Here is a 19,930-nt window from a genome sequence, read left to right on the forward strand (position 1 = left end):
CAATGTTCGATCCAGTCGCGGTCAAATCTCGGCTCATCCGATTCGACAGCGAAACGGAACGGACCGGAACCGATTAGCGGTCGGCGCGGCGATATCTGCGTATGATCAGCCTCTCCGACGTTCGCGAAGCGCGCGAGCGCGTCGGCGACGTCGCTCGGCACACCCCCTTAGAGCGATCCCGAACCTTCTCAGAGATGAGCGGCGCGGACGTCCACCTCAAACTGGAGAACTTCCAACGAACTGGAGCGTTCAAGATCCGCGGGGCGATGAACCGGATCGCCACGCTCTCCGAGAGCGAGCGCGAGGCCGGCGTGGTCACCGCGAGCGCGGGCAATCACGCGCAGGGCGTCGCGCTCGCGGCCGACCGTGCAGGCGTCGACGCCACCGTCGTGATGCCGCGATTTGCGCCTGTCTCGAAGGTGAAGGCCACCCGCGGGTACGGCGCCAGCGTCCGGCTGGAGGGCGTCGACTACGACGAGGCGCAGGCGTACGCCCACGAGCTTGAACGGAAGGAGAGCCGGACCTACGTCCACGCGTTCGACGACCCCGTGGTGATGGCCGGACAGGGGACGATCGGCTTAGAGATCGTCGACGACTGCCCCGACCTCGACACGGTCGTCGTCCCGATCGGCGGCGGCGGGCTCATCTCGGGCGTCGCGGTCGCGATCAAAGAGCAGCTCCCCGACGTGCGTGTCGTCGGCGTGCAGGCCGAAGGGGCCGCCTCCGCGGGCGAGTCGCTGAAACGAGGCGAGGTCTACGAGATCGACAGCGTCGACACCATCGCCGACGGGATCGCCACCCGGTCGATCGGCGAGCAGACGCTGGAAGTGATGTCGGAGTACGTCGACGAGGTCGTCACGGTCGACGACCGCGAGATCGCCTTGGCGCTCACGCTCCTCTTAGAGCGCTCGAAGACGCTCGTCGAGGGGGCCGGCGCGGTCGCGCTCGCGGCCGTCCTCTCGGAGGCGTTCGAGTACGAGAACGACGAGACGATCGTCGCCGCGCTCTGTGGCGGCAACATCGACCTCAACCGCCTCGGCACCGTGATCCGACGGGGACTGGTCCAAATGGGCCGATACCTCAAGATCACGATCGACCTGAAAGACCGGCCGGGAGAGTTAGAGCGCGTCTCCAGTATCGTCGCTCGCACCGGCGCGAACGTGTACGCCGTTCACCACGACCGCACCTCGCGGGATGTGGCCGTCAACGCCGCCGAACTGGAGCTCGAACTGGAGACCGACGACGCCGAACACGCCGCCGACATCGTCGACGCCCTCGAAGCCGACGGCTACGTGGTCGAAGTGCTCTCGTGAGCGATAGCGACCGCGCTCACCACGGCTCGTTCTTCAGCCCGAGCGCGTAGGCGCCGACGTTCGTGACGACGTGGAGGATCGGCGTCATCACGAGGACGACTACGAGGACGGAGGGCGTGAACACCGCGAGCGCCCAGTCGGTATCGACGACGAAGACGGCGGCGAGCGCGACGACGACGAAGTCGAGCTGGTCGAGTCCCGGGAACGCTGCCCCGCGCTCCCGGCCCGACCGACGCTTGAGGAACGAGGCACCGATGTCGCCGCACATCGCGCCGAACGCGAGCGCGAACGCGGCCGGGAGCGCGAACGTCGGAAGGTCGACCCCGAGCGCGGCGCTCGCGGGCTCCGCGATACGGTTGAGCGCGAGCGCGAGGACGACCCCGGTCAGGGTGCCGACCGCGGTGCCGCGCCACGTCTTCCCGTCGCCGAGCAGGCGGGCGCCGCGCCAGTCGCGGCCGCCGTCGATGGGGCGGCCGCCGCCCGCGAGCACCGCGGCGTTGTTCGGTACGTAGGCGGGCAACATCGCCCAGAACGCGGTCGCGACGAGCGAACCGATCATACCCGCCCCTGCGCCCGACGGGGGTATATAAATCCCGGATCGCGCTGGCGTCACGTGGTCACCGGCCGGTCCCGAAACCGTCCGGGTCGACAACAATGAAGTCGCTACCGCCGCGAGTGGAACGTATGATTCCTCCCATCGCGCGACGGTTCGTCGCGGGCGAGAGCGCCCCGGAAGCCATCGAACACGCCCGAGCGCGCAACGAGGACGGCGTCGCCGTCATCCTGAACCTGCTCGGCGAGCACTACGACGATCCCGCCGACGCGCGCGCCGACACCGACGCGTACCTCGCGCTCTTGACGGACATCGCCGACAGCGGGCTCGACGCCAGCATCTCGGTAAAACCCTCCCAGATCGGTCTCGACGTGTCCGACGAGTGCTTCGAGGGGCACTATCGCGAAATCGTCGCCCGCGCACACGAACTCGACGCGTTCGTCTGGTGTGACATGGAGGACGCGGACACCACCGACGCGACGCTCGACGCCTTCGAGTCGATCGCCGAGGAGTACCCGTGGAGCGTCGGCCAATGCATCCAGTCGAACCTCAAGCGCACCCGCGAGGACCTCGACCGCCTCAGCGACGTGCCCGGCAAGATCAGGCTCGTGAAGGGCGCGTACGACGAGCCGGAGGCCATCGCTCATAAGGAACAGTCGCGGGTCGACGAGGCGTACCGCGAGGACCTCCGCTTCCTCTTCGAGCGCCGCGACCGCGGGATCGCCGTCGGCTCCCACGATCCCGCGATGATCTCGCTCGCCGACCGGCTCGCTCGGGAGCATGGGGCCGACTACGAGGTCCAGATGCTGATGGGCGTTCGGGAGGACGCCCAGCGCGACCTCGCCGCGCAGGGGGTGGACGTGGCCCAGTACGCTCCCTACGGGACCAAGTGGCTCTCTTACTTCTACCGACGGGTGCGCGAGCGCAGGCAGAACCTGGGGTTCGCCGTCCGCGCGGTGCTCGGGCGATGAGCGGCTTCGCCACCCACGCTACGGCGAGGACGCGGACGGCCGAGAACGCAAAGCCGTCGCGTAGAAGCCCTCTTAAGGGTCGCCGTCACATGCTTACTCGATAGATGTCCACGTGGAAACGCGATTTCGCCAGCGGCCTCATCGTGCTGGCTCCCCTGTTGGTGCTGCTTCTCGTCCTCCAGTGGATCTACCAGTACATCGCATCGATCCCGCTGATCGAGGGGCTCCAACCGGCGATCATTCCGGCGCCGCTGGAGCCGATCTCGCGGGTAATCATCGCGATGGCGGTGTTCGCGACGGTCGTCCTCGCGGTCGGGTACTTCATGCGAACGACGTTCGGCCGGCTGGCAGAGTCAGCCGTCGACGGCGCGATAAATCGGATTCCGGCGCTGCGTGTGGTGTACAATGCCTCGAAGCTCGCGATCGAGACGGCCGTCTCCGGAACTGACGAGCTACAGAGCCCCGTCTACATCGAGACGTGGCCGGGGATCCGCATGACCGCGTTCCGGACCGGGAAGAAGACCCGCGACGGGAAAATCGTCCTGTTCATGCCGACCGCGCCGAACATCACCACCGGGTTCGTCATCGAGGTCGAGCCGGAGCGCATCGAGGAGACCGGGGAGACCGTTGAGGAGGGGATGACGCGCGTCCTCTCGGCCGGGTTCGCCGAGTCCGCGCATCAGGTCCCCGTCGAGGAGGAGCGACCGCCCGAGGGGACCACCGGGCAGCCTGGGGGCGTCGGCGGCGTCCGCACCGACGGAACCCCGGGTGAGTCCGACCGTCCGTCCACGGACGGAGGCGGTGAAGGCGACTAATCGGCGGCGGTAAAAAACGGCGAAAGAGCGACCTACAGGTACGTGAACCAGTCGTCGTGGGCGTCGGTTCGCCGCTCCACGAGGTCGAAGAAGGCGCTTTGGAGTTCCTCGGTGACCGGGCCGCAAGTGCCCGAGCCGATCTCGGTGTCATCGACGGAGCGGATCGGAGTCACCTCGACGGCGGAGCCGGTGAAGAACAGCTCGTCGGCGGTGTACAGCTGTCCGCGGGAGATGACCGCCTCGTCGTGGACGGTGTAGCCGCGCTCCTTCGCCAGTTCGATGACGGTGTCGCGGGTGATCCCTTCGAGGATCGACTGTGCGGGACCGGTGGTGTAGATCTCGCCGTCGTTAACCATGAAGATGTTCTCGCCCGGCCCCTCGGCGACGTTGCCCTCCTTGTTCAGGACGATGGCCTCGACGTAGCCGTTGCGGCGGGCCTCCTCGCCCGCGAGCATGGAGTTGACGTAGAGGCCGGTGGTCTTCACGTTCGTCGGCACCTGCGAGGAGGCGTGTTTCCGCCACGAGGAGACCATCACGTCGACGCCCTCCTCTAACGCCTCCTCACCGAGGTACGCGCCCCACGGCCACGCCGCGAGCACGAGGTCGGTCGGGCAGTCCTTCGGCGAGACGCCGAGCGAGTCGTAGCCGAAGTAGGCGAGCGGCCGGATATACGCGGAGTCGAGGTCCTGCCGGTCGAGGAGTTCGAGGGTGGCCTCGGTGATCTCCTCGCGGGAGTATTCGATCTCCATGTCGTACATCTTCGCGGAGTCGAACAGCCGGTCGAGGTGTTCCTCCCAGCGGAAGATCGCTGGCCCCTGCTCGGTGTCGTAACAGCGGACGCCCTCGAACACGCCGCTCCCGTAGTGGAGCGCGTGGGTCAGCACGTGCGTGGTCGCGTCCTCCCAGTCGAGGTACTCGCCGTTCTTCCAGATCGTGTCGACGTCCATCTCGTCAAATCCCATACTTGCGGGTTGCGGCCGGCGGGCTTAAAACTGTAACAACCGGGCGGGGGCTGCCGGGACGGTCGGCACCGAACCCGTGTGCGGGGCCGCGTTTCTACCTCGGTGTTACCAACGCGGTGACTGTTTCCGAAGCCCCAGTTGTCGGCGGCAGAGCCACCGACGACGCCGACAACACCGCGGTTGATTATTTAAAGGCCTCGACGAGAGCCGCACCCTCGACGTAGGGAATCTGTCGCCGGCGAGCGTACGCCTCGGCGTCCGCGGGCGTCAGCGCGGCGCCCGTCTCGTCGTCGAGCATCTCGCAGACCACGGCGGCGGGGGCGGCGTCGACCGCCTCAGCCATCGCAAGGCCGAGCTCGGTGTGACCGGTTCGCCCGCGCAGGCCGTCGTGAGCGCCCCGCAGCACGTGGACGTGGCCGGGCGCACGGAACTCCGCAGCAAAGTCATCGGGGTCGTACCCCGCGGGGTCGGCGTCGACGGCGGCGGCGGACACCGCCAGCTCGACGATGGTTCGGGCGCGGTCCTCATCGGTGATCCCGGTGAACGTCTCGCGGTGGTTCACGGGCAGCGAGAAGGAAGAGCGATCGTCGTACTCGGGGTCGTCGTTGACCGCGGGATGGTCGAGCGCGTCCGCGAGGAACGGGAGCCCGAACGCGTCTGCAACGGAATCTGCGACTGCGACGCAGATCAGCCCACCCGCGTCGTTTCGCATGTGCGCGACCGCCGCCTCGTCGACGGCGCCAGCCGGGTAGATGATGTCCGTCTCGCCCTCGCGGTCCGCGAAGTCGTGGACACAGACCGGATCGCCCGCGCGGAACGCGTCGAGGGCGCGGTTGACGGAGTCGGCGTCAGAGCCCGGGACGGCGTCGACATCAGTGTCGGCGTCGGCGCGCATCAGGCGACCTCCGTCTCGACGGGGTCCGCGGGGGTCTCGTTTTCGTCGTCGCTCTCCTCCACGTAATCGCTTTCGGGGGTGTCCGCCCGACTTGTGGCGGCTACGCGGACCTCGACCGCGTCGCCGTCGCCGAGGCCGAGCGCGTCGCGGAGCCGCTCGGGGGCGATCAGTTCGAGCTGGTCGTCGTCGTGGTGGGTGCGGTCGGGGACGATCGCGTGGACCTCCTCGTAGCGCTCGTCGCCCGTGACGAGCGTGACGCCGTAACACGAGGCCGCGCCGTAGGTGCGGTCCTCGCCTTCCCACGCGTCGATCGGCACCGCATCGATGCCGGCCATCTCGCCGCGCCGGCGGACGCTCTCCTCCGAGAGATCGACGTTGAGCGTGCCCGGGAACGGCTCGTAGCCCAGCCGTGCTCGGAACTGCTCGGCGTAGCCGGGCAGGGTGATGTAGTGGCGCCCCTCGCCCATCCCGCCGGTGACCGCGCCGCGAAGCACGAGTTCTACGTCGGTCTCGAACAGCCGGCGGTAGTCTGCGTACTCGGCGCGGAGGGCCGCCTCGCCCGCGTCGGTGACGCGTACCCACTGGCCGTCGCCGACCACGTCACGCTCGATGTACCCCACGGATTCGAGCGTCTGAAGTCGCCGGGAGGCGGTTTGCGTCGAGGCATCGAGTCGGTCGCCGAGGGCCGCACACGACACCTTCGTCTCGGTCAGGCCGCCGGCGAGCCCGACGTGTTTCAGGGCCGCGATCGCGGCCGGGTCGGGGTCCGCCGTCGACGTCGCTTCTGCCATGTCCGGAAATGGGAATCCCGCACGCAAAAGAGTAACGGATGTGAGATGCATCCCAAAAACGTTAACCGGATTTGCAGTGGGCCGTCGATCGGACGCTCTCGAAGTTAGATGATTCTCGTGGACCCTGATACCTAACCCCGTCGGTATCGGCGGTCATCGTCGCGAGCTGTGACATCGCCGAGTCGGGGAAGAGGGTGCGGGAACGAGCGAGGGAGAAGCGTGAGAACCATCCGCGTGCGGGTCATCGAAAGGTAAGGTACAAATACGAACGGCGATTGGTTTCGGGTGAGGGCTCGTAGATCAGCGGCAGATCGCTTCCTTCGCAAGGAAGAGGCCCGGGGTTCAAATCCCCGCGAGTCCACTCCTCTCACTTCGTTCGAGTTGTTTCCTCGCTTGCCCCCGCTCGCTTCGCTCGCGGGGACCCCGCGAGTCCACTCCTCTCACTTCGTTCGAGTTGTTTCCTCGCTTGCCCCCGCTCGCTTCGCTCGCGGGGACCCCGCGAGTCCACTCCTCTCACTTCGTTCGAGTTGTTTCCTCGCTTGCCCCCGCTCGCTTCGCTCGCGGGGACCCCGCGAGTCCACTCCTCTCACTTCGTTCGAGTTGTTTCCTCGCTTGCCCCCGCTCGCTTCGCTCGCGGGGACCCCGCGAGTCCATCTGGATTTTTCTCGATTCCTCAGGATCGAGGAGACCTCAGCCGTTCTACTCCTGAATCCGCGATTCCGGTTATATCCTCGCGAGCGGAGCCGCTGAGAGCGCTCACCGCGAGTTCCGTTGCACTCCGACGCCGTCGGGACTGATCCGTGGCGAGACGGGGGTAGTTCGATGATCCGGCTCGATTCGATACCGGTCCGCGACTGTCTCAGCTGTGGCGCCCACGTCTCGACGGACTTCCGCCAGGCCCACGGCGGCGAGCGCGAGGCGCAACTCCGGGTGTGGATGGGGAACCTCGCGGGCGAGTCGTGGTCGGACTTGGTGACGAGACTCAAGCGGTACTGGACCGACGCCGGTTGCGATCCGGAGCGGCTCAAAGAGGCGGTGACGCACTACCGCGACGATGCGGGACCGAAGATCCGGCCGGCGCGGGGCGCGTGGGGGAGGGGTCAGACCTTCCGGTAGCGCGGTCCCTCGTGAGTGACAACACTATTCTGATCCTCTTTTTGTGACCGTTTTCGCCGCGATCGATCCTCTCGACCGCCGGGTTCGAGACGATCTCGACCGCAACACAAGCGCAGATCCCGGCTCGACGAGCTTCCCGTAGTAGCCGACGATCGTGGAGTCGTCGCTCACCGATCGATCCGATTGGTTGCGGTTGGCGATCGAGATCCTCGCCGTCTGCCGAAGGAAATGCGAGGAAGTGAGCCGTAAGAAACGACGCCGTCTCCCGACCCAGACCGCTTATATACTCTGAGTCAGTTTGGCGTCATATGGGTATTTCCGATCTCCTTGAGGGCAAGAACCTCACGCACCGCCAGATGGGGATAATCATGATCGGGTGGATTCTGCTCGTCACGATCGTCTCCGTCGGGCTGTTGCTGTACACGTTGTCGACGTAGCCGATCCGTCGGGCGGGGCCGCGAACACAACTCCCTTTTGTGAGTCGTTGTCTGGGCCGTATGGTACGCGACAGCGACACACACGGCGGCGAGGAGATCGATCGACGGCTCGCCGACGGCTGGAAGGGATGTTCTCAGAGAATTTCGAGGCGTCGCCGTCTCGCGGCAACCCCGGCGGCTACCCCCGGACCTATGGCGCCCCACGGAGAACGCGCTTTCAATGGATTCTGCCGAGCAACGGATCGTGGCGTTCACCGCCGGATCGCACGGGCTCGTCCACACCTACGAGCTCTCGATCCCGATTCTGTTGACCGTGTGGGTCGGGGAGTTCTCGACGACGGCCGCGGTTCTCGGACTCGTCGTGACTGTCGGCTACGGACTGTTCGGCGTCGGCGCACTTCCGGGCGGCATCCTCGTCGACCGATTCGGGTCCAAGCCGCTCATTCTCGCCTGTCTCGGCGGAATGGCGGGATCGTTTCTCCTCGTGAGCCTCGCGCCCAACCTCCTCACGCTCGCGCTCGCGATCGCCGTGTGGGGGGTCACTGCGAGCGTCTATCACCCGGCGGGGCTGTCGCTGCTCTCGAAGTCGGTCGATCAGCGCGGGACTGCGCTCGGCTACCACGGGATCGGGGGGAACCTCGGGATCGCGCTCGGCCCGCTGGCGACCGCGCTCCTCCTCTTAGCCTTCGACTGGCGGATCGTCACGGCCGCGCTCACGGTACCCGCGGCCGTGGTCGCCGCCTACGGTCTCACCGTCGATATCGACGACGCGCTTCCTGACACTGAGAACGCGGTTTCCGATGGCGACATCGACGGCGACGGAGGGAGCGGCGCGAACGGAGCGGCCTCGCTGTCGACGATCGCCGACGACACGCGCGTGCTGCTCGCCGGCGGCTTCCTGATCGTGTTCGTCTTCGTCACGTTCAGCGGACTCTACTACCGCACGTTTCTCACGTTCCTGCCGGATCTCCTCGGCGACGTACTCGGCGGGCTGATCGATATCCAACTCATCGACCCTGAAAGCCCGTACGCCGAGGAGTTCGACGTGGCACGATATCTGTACGTCGCCGTTCTCATGGTCGGCGTACTCGGGCAGTACCTCGGCGGGCGGATCGCCGATCGCGTGCCGCCGGAGCGCGCGCTGATGGTTCTGATGGGAATATTGACGGTCCTCGCGCTGTTGTTCGTCCCCGCCAGCGAGACCATCGTGACGTTCATCGCGGTCTCACTGCTGCTCGGCGTCGTGCTGTTCACGGTCCAGCCACTCTCGCAGGCGACGGTCGCGGCCTACTCTCCGAGCGAGGCGCGCGGGATCTCGTTCGGCTACACGTACCTCGGGATCTTCGGTTTCGGCTCGCTGGGCGCTGCGCTCGCGGGGACGGTCCTCACCCGAGCGGGACCACGAGAGCTCTTTTTCGTCCTCGCGGGTATCGCGGCCCTCGGCGCCCTCTCCGCGGCCGGAGTCTCTCGGCTCGCGACGCGGCAGGACTGACGGCCGGAACGCCGACAACCCCGAGCGGTTCGTATTCGGTCGAGTCTTCCGAGCGGTCGCGACGGGGGCCCCTCAGATCGTGTGCTTCGCTTCCTCGGGGTCCTCAACGACTTTGACCCCGCGGTTGTTGACCGCGTAGGGGTCGAGCCCCTGCTCTTGGAGGAACTGCTTATAAAGTCGCTCCGCGGTCTCGCCGTCCTTCTGTTTGTCACTGGCGTGATCGCACAGTTCGAGGATGTTCTCCGGCACGTCGTTCTCGTGGACGATCCAGTGGTTGATCGTGTCCGAGAGCCGCCGGATGGGTGAGGTAAAGTGACCGTAGATGTCGAAGTTGAGCGCGTGGTGGCCGCCGAACGGGTCGTTCATGTACTTCGCTCGGGGCATCACCTTCAACACGGCGCGTTGGATCTTGTTGAGCTGGCGGTCCGGAGCCGTCTCTAAGGCGGCGTTGACGGCCTTGCGAGGGTCGTCGCCCCACGCGTCGCCGGGGATCGAGACCCCGTCGAGCTCTTGGATCTCGCGGAGCGCCTTGCTCCACTGGTCGGGCGTCGGCTGCGGGTGGACGCGGTACATCGCTTCGACGCCGCGGTCCCACATCAGGGTGTGTGTCACCGCCTTGTTCGCTTTCAGCATCGACTCCTCGATGATGGTGTGTGCGCGGTCGCGACTGGGGTTCAACACGAGCGAGCCGTCCTCCTTGCGCTGTTCGTGCATCCGATCGGCCAGCTCGTAGGCGAGCTCGTTCTCCTCGCCGAGGGGCAAAGAGGGGTCTTCCAACCGTTCCTCGCACTCCTTGTAGGTGAGCCGCTCGTCGGAGTTGATGACGGACTTGTAAATGTCGATGTCCTCGAACGAGAGCGTCTCGTCGTCGATCTCCATCTCGACGGTGTGTGCAAGCCGGTCCTCGTTCGGGACGAGCGAGCAGACGGTCTCTGCGAGGACCGGCGGAAGCATGTGGATCGTGTAATCCGGCAGGTAGACCGTGTTGGCCCGCTTGACCGCCTCCTCCCACATCGCGGTGTCGGGGGTGACGTAGTGGGTCACGTCGGCGATGTGGACCCACAGTCGGTAGGCGCCCTCCTCGCGCTCGATGGAGATGGCGTCGTCGAAATCCTGCGCGTCGATCGGGTCGGTGGTCCACGTTGTCAGGTCACGGAGATCCTTCCGCTCGTCGATCTCGGCTTCGATCTCCTCGTACACGTCCTCGGTCCGGGTCTCGGCTTCGCGGAGGACCTCGTTCGGAAATTCGTCGCGGATCTCGAACTCCTCGAACAGCTCCGTCCGCTTCTCGGCAAGACGGTCGGCCAGCTCCGGCGTGATCGTCACGGGACCCTGGTCCTCCGCGGACCCCGGTTTCGGCTCGTCGTCTGACATACGGTGACCAACGCGGGTCCGTTAGAAAGGCCTGTCGGGGCGGAGGGAGGGTGTCGTCCGACAGCGGACGATGGGGCGTCGGTCCAGTCACCCGACGACCGCGCCGAGGATCGGGGAGAGCGCGAACGCCGCCACCGTCAGGGAGACGGCTCCGAGGACGACCGGCACCGCCGACCGGCCGACCAGCCGGAGCGCGGTCCGGCGTGCATTCGCGTCGCCGACGACGAACGGAGATCCGCCGTCGATCCGCGCTTTCACCTCGCCGACCGGCGCGTCCGGAAAGGCAGTCGCGTCGCCGACGACCGTCACACCGTCGCCGGGACGGAGGACGCGCTGGCGGTACCGGCGCTCGGGGTCGTCGCCGATGGTGAGCGGGCCGAGCGTCCACCCCATCTCCGACTCGTCGACTGCCTCCACCGCGTCCGTGAACCGGCGGACGCGCTCGGGTGGGGTCTCGTCGGCCGCGATCTCGATGTCCTCATCGACGCCGAACGCGAAGTCGGCGGCCGCAGGGTCGACGCGAACGCCGACGCCGTCGACGACGACGCGAAACGGAACCCCCGCCTCGCCGGAGTCGATCGAGACCCACGAGCGACCTTTCCCTTGGCTGCGATACTCCGACACGTCGTACGCACAACAGAGGCACTGCTCGTCGGAGAACGGGGCGGGGAGCGTTTCGGCATCTTCTTTGTCATCATCAGATCTCCCGTGTGCGCCCGACGCGATTTCGGCGCGCCCGGTGACCCGCACTCGGCGGTCGCCGGCTTGCAGTGACCGGGGATCAGTTGCGGTTGCGCGGGCGACGCGGAGCGCGTCGAGGGAGCCTCGGCCGCCGCGGGCGAGGAACCCGAGGCTGACGAGCAGCGCGGCGACGCCGATCAGGGTCGGGAGGGGATCGATCGTCACCCGGAGCGGAGTCGGGTGGGCAGCGAGCGTCGAGTGGAGGGACATGCGTCAATCGGGTTTCGAACGGCGGAGGGAAGGCGTGTCGGTTGCGGTCGCGCTCGGTCACCGCTCGGTGACGACGTGCGGTCGCGTTACCGGTCGCGCTCAGAGCGCCCGCGCGACTCGTCGGCGTTGTCGACGGCGTCGGCGTAGCGGTCGAGGAACTCCTCGCGGGAGAGCCCGTCCGACTCGATCGAGGTGATTAGCGATTCGAGCCCGTCGCGCGGCTGGTGACAGATCTCATTGTCGCAGTCGGTACAGAGGTACTCGAACTCCTTGTCGCGCCGGTTCCAGCGGTCACCCTCCTTGTCGTACTCACGTGCGTCCTCGCGCAGTACCGAGTCACCACACGTGATGCAGATCACCGTCCGCCGGTCCCGGCTCTTCCGGGAGCGCCACATATCCATCCACTCGGACCCGGCGTACTTAGCGTTTGGTGCGCGGCAGACGCTCGTCGGACGGGGAGCGGCTTCGAACCGATCAGTCTCCGCCGAACTACACTACTAATACCGTGGCCCCGTTTCTCCCGGGTATGCCGATCACGGAATCTGACCTCCCGGGCGTCGGGAAGAAGTTCGAGATCAACCTTGACGACGGCGAGATGGTCGTCGTCATCCACAATACGGGGAAACGTGAGGTGTTCCGCCGACCCAATCCGGACGCCGATTCCGAGAAGGTGTTCGAGTTCAGCGACGACCTCGCCCGGACGATCGGGTCGATCATCGAGGGGGCGCACTTCCAGCCGGTCGAGCCGGCCACCCAGGAGACGACGCTGCCGGGCGGAATCCTCCTTGAGTGGTACGAGCTTCACCCCGGCTCCCCGCTCATCGGTGAGACGCTGGAAAGCGCCGACATCGGGAACCGAACGGGGCTCGCAGTCGTCGCGATCCAGCGCGACGACGAGGTGATCGACAGCCCGGGGGCCCAGACGACCCTCCGCGAAGGTGACACGCTGATCGGGGTCGGGACGCCGGAGAACTGCGAGGCGTTCGAGGAAATTCTCACCGGATGAACGGCGGATTCAGCGTGATTTTCTCGGTCGGCGGCGAGGTGAGCGTCGGTGGCTGAGGCCCTCCTCGAACTGGGGGTCATGTTCGCTGCGATCGCCGGCGTCGGCGCGCTCGCGAACCGGCTCGGCCAGTCGGTGATCCCCTTCTACATCGTCGCCGGAATGGTCCTCGGTGAGTTCGTGCTCGGCCGGGTCGCGCTGCCGGTCGTCGGCACTACCTACATCCCCGAGTCGGAGTTCATCGCGATCGGCGCGGAACTCGGGATCGTCTTTCTCCTCTTTTTCCTCGGACTGGAGTTCAACCTCGATCGGCTGCTCGCGCGGCGACGCCAGATCGGGACGGCGGGGACGATCGACCTCGCGAACTTCGGCGCCGGGTTCGTTCTCGGGTGGCTCGTCTTCGGCGCCTTCCTGCCGGCGTTTCTGATCGCCGGTATCGTGTACATCTCCTCGTCGGCGGTGATCACGAAGTCGCTCATCGACCTCGGCTGGATCGCCAACGACGAGGCGGAGCCGATGCTCGGGACCCTCGTCTACGAGGACCTGTTCATCGCGGTGTACCTCGCAGTCGCGTCCGCGATCGCGCTCGGCGGCGGGGACGTTGGGGCAGCCGCCGTCGACGTCGGGATCGCGATCGGGTTCATCCTCGGGCTCTTGGGCCTCGTCCAGTTCGGCACGCCCGCGTTCGCTCGGCTCGTCGACACCACCAACCGGGAGTTCATCGCGCTCCGGTCGATCGCGACCGTAGTGCTCGTCGCAGGCGGGGCGCTCGCGCTCGGCGTCAGCGAGGCGGTTGCCGCCTTCTTCGTCGGGATGGCGTTCGCCTCGACAGATCACACCCACGAGATCGAGACGCTGCTCGAACCCGTCAGAGACACGTTCGCCGCGGTGTTCTTCTTCTGGATCGGCCTCGTCACCGACCCGCTGCTGTTCGGCGGGGTGGCGGCGCTGATCGCGCTCGCGGTGATCGTGACGACGCCGACGAAGCTCATTACCGGCTTTCTCGCCGGGCGTGCGTTCGATCTGAACGCCCGCCGGTCGACTCGCGTCGCGCTCGGAATGACCACCCGCGGGGAGTTCTCGCTGATCATCGCGACGATCGCGGTGACCGCGGGGGAGGCCGGCGCATTCGACCCGGCGCTCGCGGCGACGATCAACGCCTTCGCCGTCGGCTACGTGCTCGTGATGGCGATCCTCGGCACGACGCTGATGCAGTACTCCGAGCCGTTCGAGTCGGCGGTGGCCTCGTGGCTGGATCGATCGGAACCGGCAGGTGACGGAGAGAGCAGTGGATAGACCGCCCGTGTCTCGGTGATCGACCACACATCGGTCGCGACCGGTTTCAACGAGCTCCTCGATCGCTTATAAACCGTTGCCGGCGCGGTACTCCCTTATAAACAGTCGCCGGCATCGCTACGTCACGCCGGCGTCGTTATGTCATGCCGGCGTCGCTACGTCACGCCGCCCTCGCTCGTCGCGTACGCCTTGTGTGCGCCGGCGTCGAGGATCGCCTCGATCTCGTCGATGACGGCCAGCACGTCGGCGAAGGCGGTGTACGACGCGGCCGGACACACTCGGACTACGTTCGGCGGCCGAAAGTCGACCACCACGCCGCGGTCGGTGAGCGCCTCGCTCAGTCGCTCCGCGTCGGGGTGTTCGAGGGCGACGTGGCCGCCACGGGCCACATGTTCGCGGGGCGTCCCGACCGCGACCTCGGGGAGCCGGTCGTCGACCAAGGCGATCAGGAAGTCCGTGAGCGCGAGCGACTTCTCACGCAGGCGGTCGATTCCGGCCTCCCGGAGCGTCTCGACCGACCCCTCAAGCGGCGCCGCCGCGAGCAATGGCGGGGTGCCGATCTGCCACGCACCCGCCGAGTCGGCGGGGGTGTACTCCATGTTCATCTCGAACTGAGTCGCCTTCTCGTGGCCCCACCACCCCGCCAGCGCGGGCGTGAGCCCGTGGTGGCGCTCGGCGACGAACAGCGCCCCGATCGAGCCCGGTCCGGCGTTGAGATATTTATACAAACCGAGGAGAATACCTGACCCTTCAGGGTCAGGATGAATCCGACAACGCCTCCACAACCCGCCGTCAATAGCAGCCCGGATATTCCACCGTTCTCAACCCCAGACTTTACAAGAAAAGCTAGTATAAATGCTTATACAGGCGTTCAGAATGCTGGAGGTCCACCGCACCCATCAGGCAAAAATCCTCAACCACTCACAGGGAGAGGAATCGCTTGACCGGCACGGGTGGAGCGCCAGCAAACTCTGGAACGTCGCGAACCACCACTCCCGAAAAGTCTGGAAGGAGACGGGCGAGATTCCCGGTCACGGCGACCTCAAAGACGAGTTGAAGACGCATCCAAAATACAACGGACTCCATTCTCAGTCCAGTCAGCGCGTTCTGGAGGAACTCGCTGAAGCCTTCAACTCGTGGTACGGCTCCGACGACGATCGGGACAATCCACCCGGCTATCGGAAAGAAAACTACTACGACGACCAAGGCCGTCGCGTCCACGAAGAACACCCGCGTTCCACTGTGACGTGGAAGCAGAACGGCATCAAACACGACACCACAAACAACCGTGTTCGCCTCTCAAAAGGTGCGAACCACAAGGAACACCCGAGAGCGTGGGAATACATCCTTGTCGAATACGAGACACGCCCCGGCGTCACGGTCGAGAACCTACAGCAGGTTCGTGCTGTCTACGACAGCACAAAGGAACGCTGGGAACTCCACCTCGTCTGCAAAGACGAGATCGAGACACCCAACGCCCCCGGCAACGAGACGGCAGGTGTCGACCTCGGGATCAGCAACTTCGCCGCCGTCGCCTACAGCACCGAAGACGCCGACCTATACCCCGGCAACCGTCTGAAGCAAGACGGCTACTACTTCCCCAAGGAGATCGCCAAGTGCGACGACAGCGGTGGTGACAGGGCAACTCGGCTCCATCACAAGTGGGCGGAACGCCGCACTCACTTCTTCCATTCCTTGGCGAAACACATCGTCGAACGGTGTGTCGAGAAGGAAGTAGGACGCATCAACGTCGGAGACTTGGAAGGGGTCCGTGAAGATGAGAACGGCAGCTCGAAGAACTGGGGCAAGCACGGGAATCTCGACTTACACGGGTGGGCGTTCGACCGCTTCAGCTCGATTCTCGAATACAAGGCGAGAGTCGAGGGAATCGAGGTCTTGGAAGTGTCTGAGCGGGATACGAGCAAGACATGTTGCACATGCGGGAAAACAGACGACTCACAGCGCGTCCACCGCGGTTTGTACGTCTGTGATGAGTGCGACGCAGCGTTCAACGCCGACGTGAACGGGGCGGAGAACATCCGTCTCGACAGCAACGAAAGTAACTCCGAGTCTGCACCCGATTTGGGTGGAGATAGGAGTACCGGCTGGTTGGCACAGCCCGGAGTCTATCTTCACGACCTCTCTCGAGGATTCCAACCTCGGACAGAGGTGGTAGACTGCAAACCCTAATATCCCAATCCAGCGGTGCGGTGCCGTGGGATTCCCGCGTCTTCAGGCGCGGGAGGATGTCAAACGTGCACCAGACCGCGAAGTCGACGCCGGCGTCGCCGAACGCGTGCGGCACCGCGCCCGCGGAGTGCGCCGCGTCGAACCCCGCGTACGCGCCCGCCTCGTGGGCGGCCTCGGCGATCCGAGCCACGTCGAACAGCTGCCCGGAGCGGTACAGCGCGGTCGGCATGAAGACGATCCCGATGTCGTCGTGTGCCGCCAGCGCGGCCTCGATGTCACGGGAATCGATCGTCCGCCCGTCCCGGCTCTCGACGACGCGGAGCTTCTCGTCGGGGCCGATTCCGCGCTGCCGCAGTTGCGCGCGGATCGCGTAGTGGTCGGAGGGGAAATCGAGTTCGTTGACGAGGACGGCGGGATCGGCCTCGGAATCCCCCTCCGGCGCCCACGTCCCGTCCGCCCGCTCGAAGCCTTCACGCACCGGCCCGTTCCCCGCCAGTAGCTCGTCGAGGAACGTCCCGACGAGCGTGTGGATATTCACCGTGATCGAGTTGCCGACGACGACTTCGCTCGGCTCGGCGCCGACGAGCGGCGCGAGCGCGTCGCCGAGCCGCTCCCCCACTTCGAACCACGGCGGGTCGGCGTCGGTCCACCCCGCGATCAGCAGGTCGCGCCACTCGTCGACGACGCGGTCGAGGCTCGCGAGGGCGGCGTCGCTCGCGGGGCCGAGCGAGTTGCCGTCCATATATAAGACGCCGTCGGGCACCTGATACCGGTCGGCGAACCCGGAGAGCGGGTCGTTGTCGTCGAGGCGAGCGGCGAGGATCGCGGGATCGGAATCGGCGGCGTCGCCGCCGAGACCCTCGCCCGCGAGCGCGTCGCGTGCCGGGGCGTACGGGTCGTCCGCCGCCGGCGCATCGGGGTCGTCCATACACGAGTGGGGCCTCGCCGGCGACTAAGCAGTTCCGGGGCGGTCGGTTACTTAAAAAGGACCGCGGGTCGCTACTCGACGATGTCGATCGCCGGCCGGCCGGGCTCCGCCTTGCGAACCACCGACTCGTCGGCGTCCGCGGCGCGCTCGACGCGGACCGGCGCGTCGAACTCGCGCTCGATCAGCCACGAGGCCGCGCGAAGGGCGTCGTACTCGTCGTCTCCCGAGAGCGTCTCCTGCAGCGCCTCGCGGTTCGCCTGCAGATCTTGGCCGTACGAGGCGGCGTCGTCGCCCTGTTCGCGGATATGCGGCTCCCCCATCAGCTCCGAGATGAGGTTGTCGGCGTCGCTGTCGATCGCGATCGAGAGCGCGTCGTACTTCCAGTCGGGCGCGACGACGACGTCGATCCGCTCGGGGTCCTCGATGCCGGCGACCTCGACGATGTCGCGCACGTCCTCACGGGTGTTCGCGACCAGCCGGCGGCGGCGCTCGACCGTCTCGCGGTCGACCGTCGCGGTCGGCCACTCGGCCTCGACGACGAACCCCTCGCGGTCCAGCGTCTCCCACAGCTCCTCGGCGAGGTGCGGGACGACCGGTGCGAGCAGGCGGACCGCAACGTCCAGCCCGCGCTCGTAGGTCTCCGGGTGCGGGTCGGCGTGGCCCCGGTAGCTCCGGAGCGTCCCCACGAGGTCCTGCGCCTCGCGGAGCGCGACGTTGAACGTCAGGTCGTCGTACTCCGCGCCCGCGATGGCGACCGCGGCGTCGACCTCGTCGGCGACGTAATCGTCGATCGTGTCGCGGTCGGCGTCCGAGCTCGCGGTCTCCGCCTCCCCCGCCGCGTACTCCTCGACCAAGTCCGTCAGGCGCGCCAGGAACCGGTGCGTCGACTTGACGCCCTCCTCGGCCCAGTCGAAGTCGCGCTCGGGCTGGGCCGCCTGCATAATGAACAGCCGGGCCGTGTCGGCACCGTACTCGTCGACGATGCGCTGGGGAGAGACCGTGTTCCCCTTCGACTTGGACATCTTCTCGCCCTCCAGCTGGACCATCCCCTGCGCCAGCAGGTTCGTGAACGGCTCGCGGTGTGCCAGCCCCTCCTCGTCGGCTAACACCTTGGTGACGAACCGCGAGTACAGCAGGTGCATCACGGCGTGTTCGATGCCGCCGACGTACTGGTCGACCGGCATCCAGTCGTTCGCGCGGTCCAGGTCGAAGGGTACGTCCTCGGCGCCGGGCGAGACGTAGCGCAGGAAGTACCACGAGGAGTCGACGAACGTGTCCATCGTGTCGGTCTCGCGGGTGGCGGGCTCGCCGCACTCCGGACAGGTCGTCTCCTTCCACTCCTCGGCGGCGTCGAGCGGGTTCCCGGTCGTGTTGATGAACTCCGGCAGCTCGACCGGCAGGTCCGCTTCCGGCACCAGCACCGAGCCGCAGTCGTCGCAGTGGACGACCGGGATCGGGGTCCCCCAGTAGCGCTGTCGGGAGATCCCCCAGTCGCGCAGGCGATACTGGGTGGTCGTCTCGGCGCTTTCGATGTCCTCTGTGAGCCGCTCGCGGGCCGTCTCGCTGTCGAGGCCGCTGTACTCGCCGGAGTCGATCACGACGCCGTCGTCAGTGAAGGCGCCCTCGCTCACGTCCGGCGCGTCGGGAATCGTCTCGCCGTCCCAGTCCTCGGGCTTCGGGGCGATCACCGGCTTGATCTCGACGCCCATCTTCTCGGCGAACGCGTGGTCGCGGTCGTCGTGGCCGGGCACCGCCATCAGCGCGCCCGTCCCCACGTCGGAGAGGACGAAGTCGGCGACGAAGACGGGGATCTCCTCGCTCGTGACCGGGTTGGTGGCGGTGAGGCCGGTCGCGACGCCGTTCGGCTCGTCGCCCTCGGGGTCGGCCTCCTCCTCGATGAAGTGTCGCACGTCCGCGTCCGATTCCGCCAGCTCCTCGCTGATCGGGTGGTCCGGCGCGAGCGCGAAGAACGTCGCGCCGTGGATCGTGTCCACGCGGGTGGTGAACGCCTCGACGGGGCCGTACTCCCGCGGATCGGTCCCTTCGCCGCGTCCGTTCGAGGCGCTTCGCGCCTCGCTCACTTCGAAGTCCAAGGTCGTCCCGTGCTGGCGACCGATCCAGTTGCGCTGCATCTGGCGCACGGAGTCGGGCCACCCCGCCAACCCGTCGATCGCCTCCAACAGCTCGTCGGCGTACTCCGTAATCTCCAGGAACCACTGGTCCAGATCGCGGGTCTCGACCGGGGTGTCACACCGCCAGCACAGCTCGTCGTCCCCTTCCACCTGCTCGTCGGCGAGGACGGTCTCACAGGAGGGACACCAGTTCACCTCGGCGTCGCGGCGCTCGACGAGCCCCGCCTCGTGGAAGCGGCGGAACAGCCACTGGTTCCACTGGTAGTAGTCGGGGGTACAGGTGGTGACCTCGCGGTCCCAGTCGTAGCCGAACCCCATCGACTGCATCTGCCCTTTCATCGTGTCGATGCAGTCGAACGTCCAGTCGCGGGGGTTCGTGTCCCGCTCCTTGGCGGCGTTCTCGGCGGGGAGCCCGAACGCGTCCCACCCCATCGGATGGAGCACGTCGTCGCCGCGCATTCGGCGGTACCGGGCGTACGCGTCCGTGATCGTGTAGTTGCGGACGTGGCCCATGTGGAGCTTCCCGGACGGGTACGGGTACATTCCCAGCACGTAGGTGGGATCGTCCACCTCGTCCGGCGTGCGATACACGGAGGCGTCGTCCCACGCCTCCTGCCACCGTTTCTCGACCGCAGTGTGGTCGTAACTCTCCTGAGACATCTGCTTATATACTCGTGGAGGGGTCGGCGTCGTATAGCTTTCCATCCAGTG

Annotated in this window: 17 protein-coding genes, 1 tRNA gene and 2 pseudogenes; 10 read left to right on the top strand and 10 right to left on the bottom strand. The window is 66.6% G+C overall.

Going from position 1 to position 19,930, the window contains the following annotated elements; all coding sequences use genetic code 11:
- Positions 1-101 precede the first annotated feature (101 nt).
- Entirely contained in the window at positions 102-1,313 is a 1,212-nt protein-coding gene (gene ilvA / locus HLAC_RS01720; protein WP_012659594.1) for a threonine ammonia-lyase, read from the top strand.
- A gap of 16 nt (positions 1,314-1,329) precedes the next feature.
- Here the strand turns inward: ilvA and HLAC_RS01725 are convergent, their stop codons facing one another.
- Positions 1,330-1,872 carry a CDP-2,3-bis-(O-geranylgeranyl)-sn-glycerol synthase gene (locus HLAC_RS01725; RefSeq protein WP_012659595.1) on the bottom strand — a complete coding sequence of 181 codons (543 nt, stop codon included), beginning with the start codon at positions 1,870-1,872 and terminating at the stop codon, positions 1,330-1,332.
- Between the two features lie 125 nt (positions 1,873-1,997).
- Here HLAC_RS01725 and HLAC_RS01730 point away from each other — a divergent pair, with 125 nt between their 5' ends.
- Both HLAC_RS01730 and HLAC_RS01735 read left to right on the top strand, forming a co-directional pair.
- Positions 1,998-2,837, top strand: a complete 840-nt coding sequence (locus HLAC_RS01730) for a proline dehydrogenase family protein (RefSeq protein ID WP_012659596.1) — start codon at positions 1,998-2,000, stop codon at positions 2,835-2,837.
- 104 nt (positions 2,838-2,941) lie between these two features.
- A complete protein-coding gene (locus HLAC_RS01735) occupies positions 2,942-3,652 on the top strand; it encodes a DUF502 domain-containing protein (RefSeq protein WP_012659597.1) in 711 nt (236 codons plus the stop codon).
- A gap of 32 nt (positions 3,653-3,684) precedes the next feature.
- On the opposite strand, the gene HLAC_RS01740 is transcribed toward HLAC_RS01735, so the two are convergent.
- The 3 genes from HLAC_RS01740 to HLAC_RS01750 form a co-directional block, all read right to left on the bottom strand.
- Positions 3,685-4,614, bottom strand: a complete 930-nt coding sequence (locus tag HLAC_RS01740; protein ID WP_049933131.1) for a branched-chain amino acid transaminase — start codon at positions 4,612-4,614, stop codon at positions 3,685-3,687.
- Between the two features lie 184 nt (positions 4,615-4,798).
- On the bottom strand, positions 4,799-5,509 hold the full coding sequence (gene ribB / locus HLAC_RS01745) for a 3,4-dihydroxy-2-butanone-4-phosphate synthase (RefSeq protein ID WP_012659599.1): 711 nt from the start codon (positions 5,507-5,509) through the stop codon (positions 4,799-4,801).
- On the bottom strand, positions 5,509-6,300 hold the full coding sequence (locus tag HLAC_RS01750; protein ID WP_012659600.1) for a DUF120 domain-containing protein: 792 nt from the start codon (positions 6,298-6,300) through the stop codon (positions 5,509-5,511). Before HLAC_RS01750 ends, ribB begins: the two co-directional genes overlap by 1 nt.
- 289 nt (positions 6,301-6,589) lie before the next feature.
- Between HLAC_RS01750 and HLAC_RS01755 the strand changes: the two genes are divergently transcribed.
- The 4 genes from HLAC_RS01755 (at position 6,590) to HLAC_RS01765 (ending at position 9,345) form a co-directional block, all read left to right on the top strand.
- Positions 6,590-6,661, top strand: a tRNA-Ala gene (locus HLAC_RS01755).
- A gap of 461 nt (positions 6,662-7,122) precedes the next feature.
- Entirely contained in the window at positions 7,123-7,416 is a 294-nt protein-coding gene (locus tag HLAC_RS19475; protein WP_012659601.1) for a hypothetical protein, read from the top strand.
- A 308-nt stretch (positions 7,417-7,724) separates the two neighbouring features.
- On the top strand, positions 7,725-7,853 hold the full coding sequence (locus HLAC_RS19790; RefSeq protein ID WP_012659602.1) for a hypothetical protein: 129 nt from the start codon (positions 7,725-7,727) through the stop codon (positions 7,851-7,853).
- A 220-nt stretch (positions 7,854-8,073) separates the two neighbouring features.
- Positions 8,074-9,345 carry an MFS transporter gene (locus HLAC_RS01765; protein WP_012659603.1) on the top strand — a complete coding sequence of 424 codons (1,272 nt, stop codon included), beginning with the start codon at positions 8,074-8,076 and terminating at the stop codon, positions 9,343-9,345.
- A 72-nt stretch (positions 9,346-9,417) separates the two neighbouring features.
- Here the strand turns inward: HLAC_RS01765 and HLAC_RS01770 are convergent, their stop codons facing one another.
- From HLAC_RS01770 to HLAC_RS01780, 3 genes are all read right to left on the bottom strand, one after another.
- Complete coding sequence (locus HLAC_RS01770; RefSeq protein ID WP_012659604.1) at positions 9,418-10,719, bottom strand: ribonuclease catalytic domain-containing protein; 1,302 nt, start codon at positions 10,717-10,719, stop codon at positions 9,418-9,420.
- A gap of 87 nt (positions 10,720-10,806) precedes the next feature.
- The gene (locus HLAC_RS01775) at positions 10,807-11,670 is read right to left on the bottom strand and encodes a hypothetical protein (RefSeq protein ID WP_012659605.1); all 864 of its coding nucleotides are present in this window, start codon (positions 11,668-11,670) and stop codon (positions 10,807-10,809) included.
- Positions 11,671-11,756: 86 nt separating this feature from the next.
- Positions 11,757-12,065, bottom strand: coding sequence for a DUF7562 family protein (locus tag HLAC_RS01780; protein ID WP_012659606.1), 309 nt, complete (start codon positions 12,063-12,065; stop codon positions 11,757-11,759).
- Between the two features lie 131 nt (positions 12,066-12,196).
- On the opposite strand from HLAC_RS01780, the gene HLAC_RS01785 reads away from it, so the two are divergent.
- Positions 12,197-12,676 carry a cation:proton antiporter regulatory subunit gene (locus tag HLAC_RS01785; RefSeq protein WP_012659607.1) on the top strand — a complete coding sequence of 160 codons (480 nt, stop codon included), beginning with the start codon at positions 12,197-12,199 and terminating at the stop codon, positions 12,674-12,676.
- Between the two features lie 78 nt (positions 12,677-12,754).
- Positions 12,755-13,969 carry a cation:proton antiporter gene (locus HLAC_RS01790; protein ID WP_049933633.1) on the top strand — a complete coding sequence of 405 codons (1,215 nt, stop codon included), beginning with the start codon at positions 12,755-12,757 and terminating at the stop codon, positions 13,967-13,969.
- 155 nt (positions 13,970-14,124) lie between these two features.
- Here HLAC_RS01790 and HLAC_RS01795 read toward each other — a convergent pair.
- Positions 14,125-14,694: pseudogene (locus tag HLAC_RS01795) on the bottom strand (kynureninase/PvdN C-terminal domain-containing protein); the annotation flags it as partial.
- Between the two features lie 151 nt (positions 14,695-14,845).
- Here HLAC_RS01795 and HLAC_RS17645 point away from each other — a divergent pair.
- On the top strand, positions 14,846-16,159 hold the full coding sequence (locus HLAC_RS17645) for an RNA-guided endonuclease InsQ/TnpB family protein (protein ID WP_079892081.1): 1,314 nt from the start codon (positions 14,846-14,848) through the stop codon (positions 16,157-16,159).
- Positions 16,160-16,211: 52 nt separating this feature from the next.
- Here the strand turns inward: HLAC_RS17645 and HLAC_RS01810 are convergent.
- A pseudogene (locus tag HLAC_RS01810) lies at positions 16,212-17,087 on the bottom strand (aminotransferase class V-fold PLP-dependent enzyme); the annotation flags it as partial.
- A 71-nt stretch (positions 17,088-17,158) separates the two neighbouring features.
- The gene (gene leuS / locus HLAC_RS01815) at positions 17,159-19,879 is read right to left on the bottom strand and encodes a leucine--tRNA ligase (RefSeq protein WP_012659610.1); all 2,721 of its coding nucleotides are present in this window, start codon (positions 19,877-19,879) and stop codon (positions 17,159-17,161) included.
- Positions 19,880-19,930 lie beyond the last annotated feature (51 nt).

The sequence above is a fragment of the Halorubrum lacusprofundi ATCC 49239 genome (assembly GCF_000022205.1).
Taxonomy (GTDB): domain Archaea; phylum Halobacteriota; class Halobacteria; order Halobacteriales; family Haloferacaceae; genus Halorubrum; species Halorubrum lacusprofundi.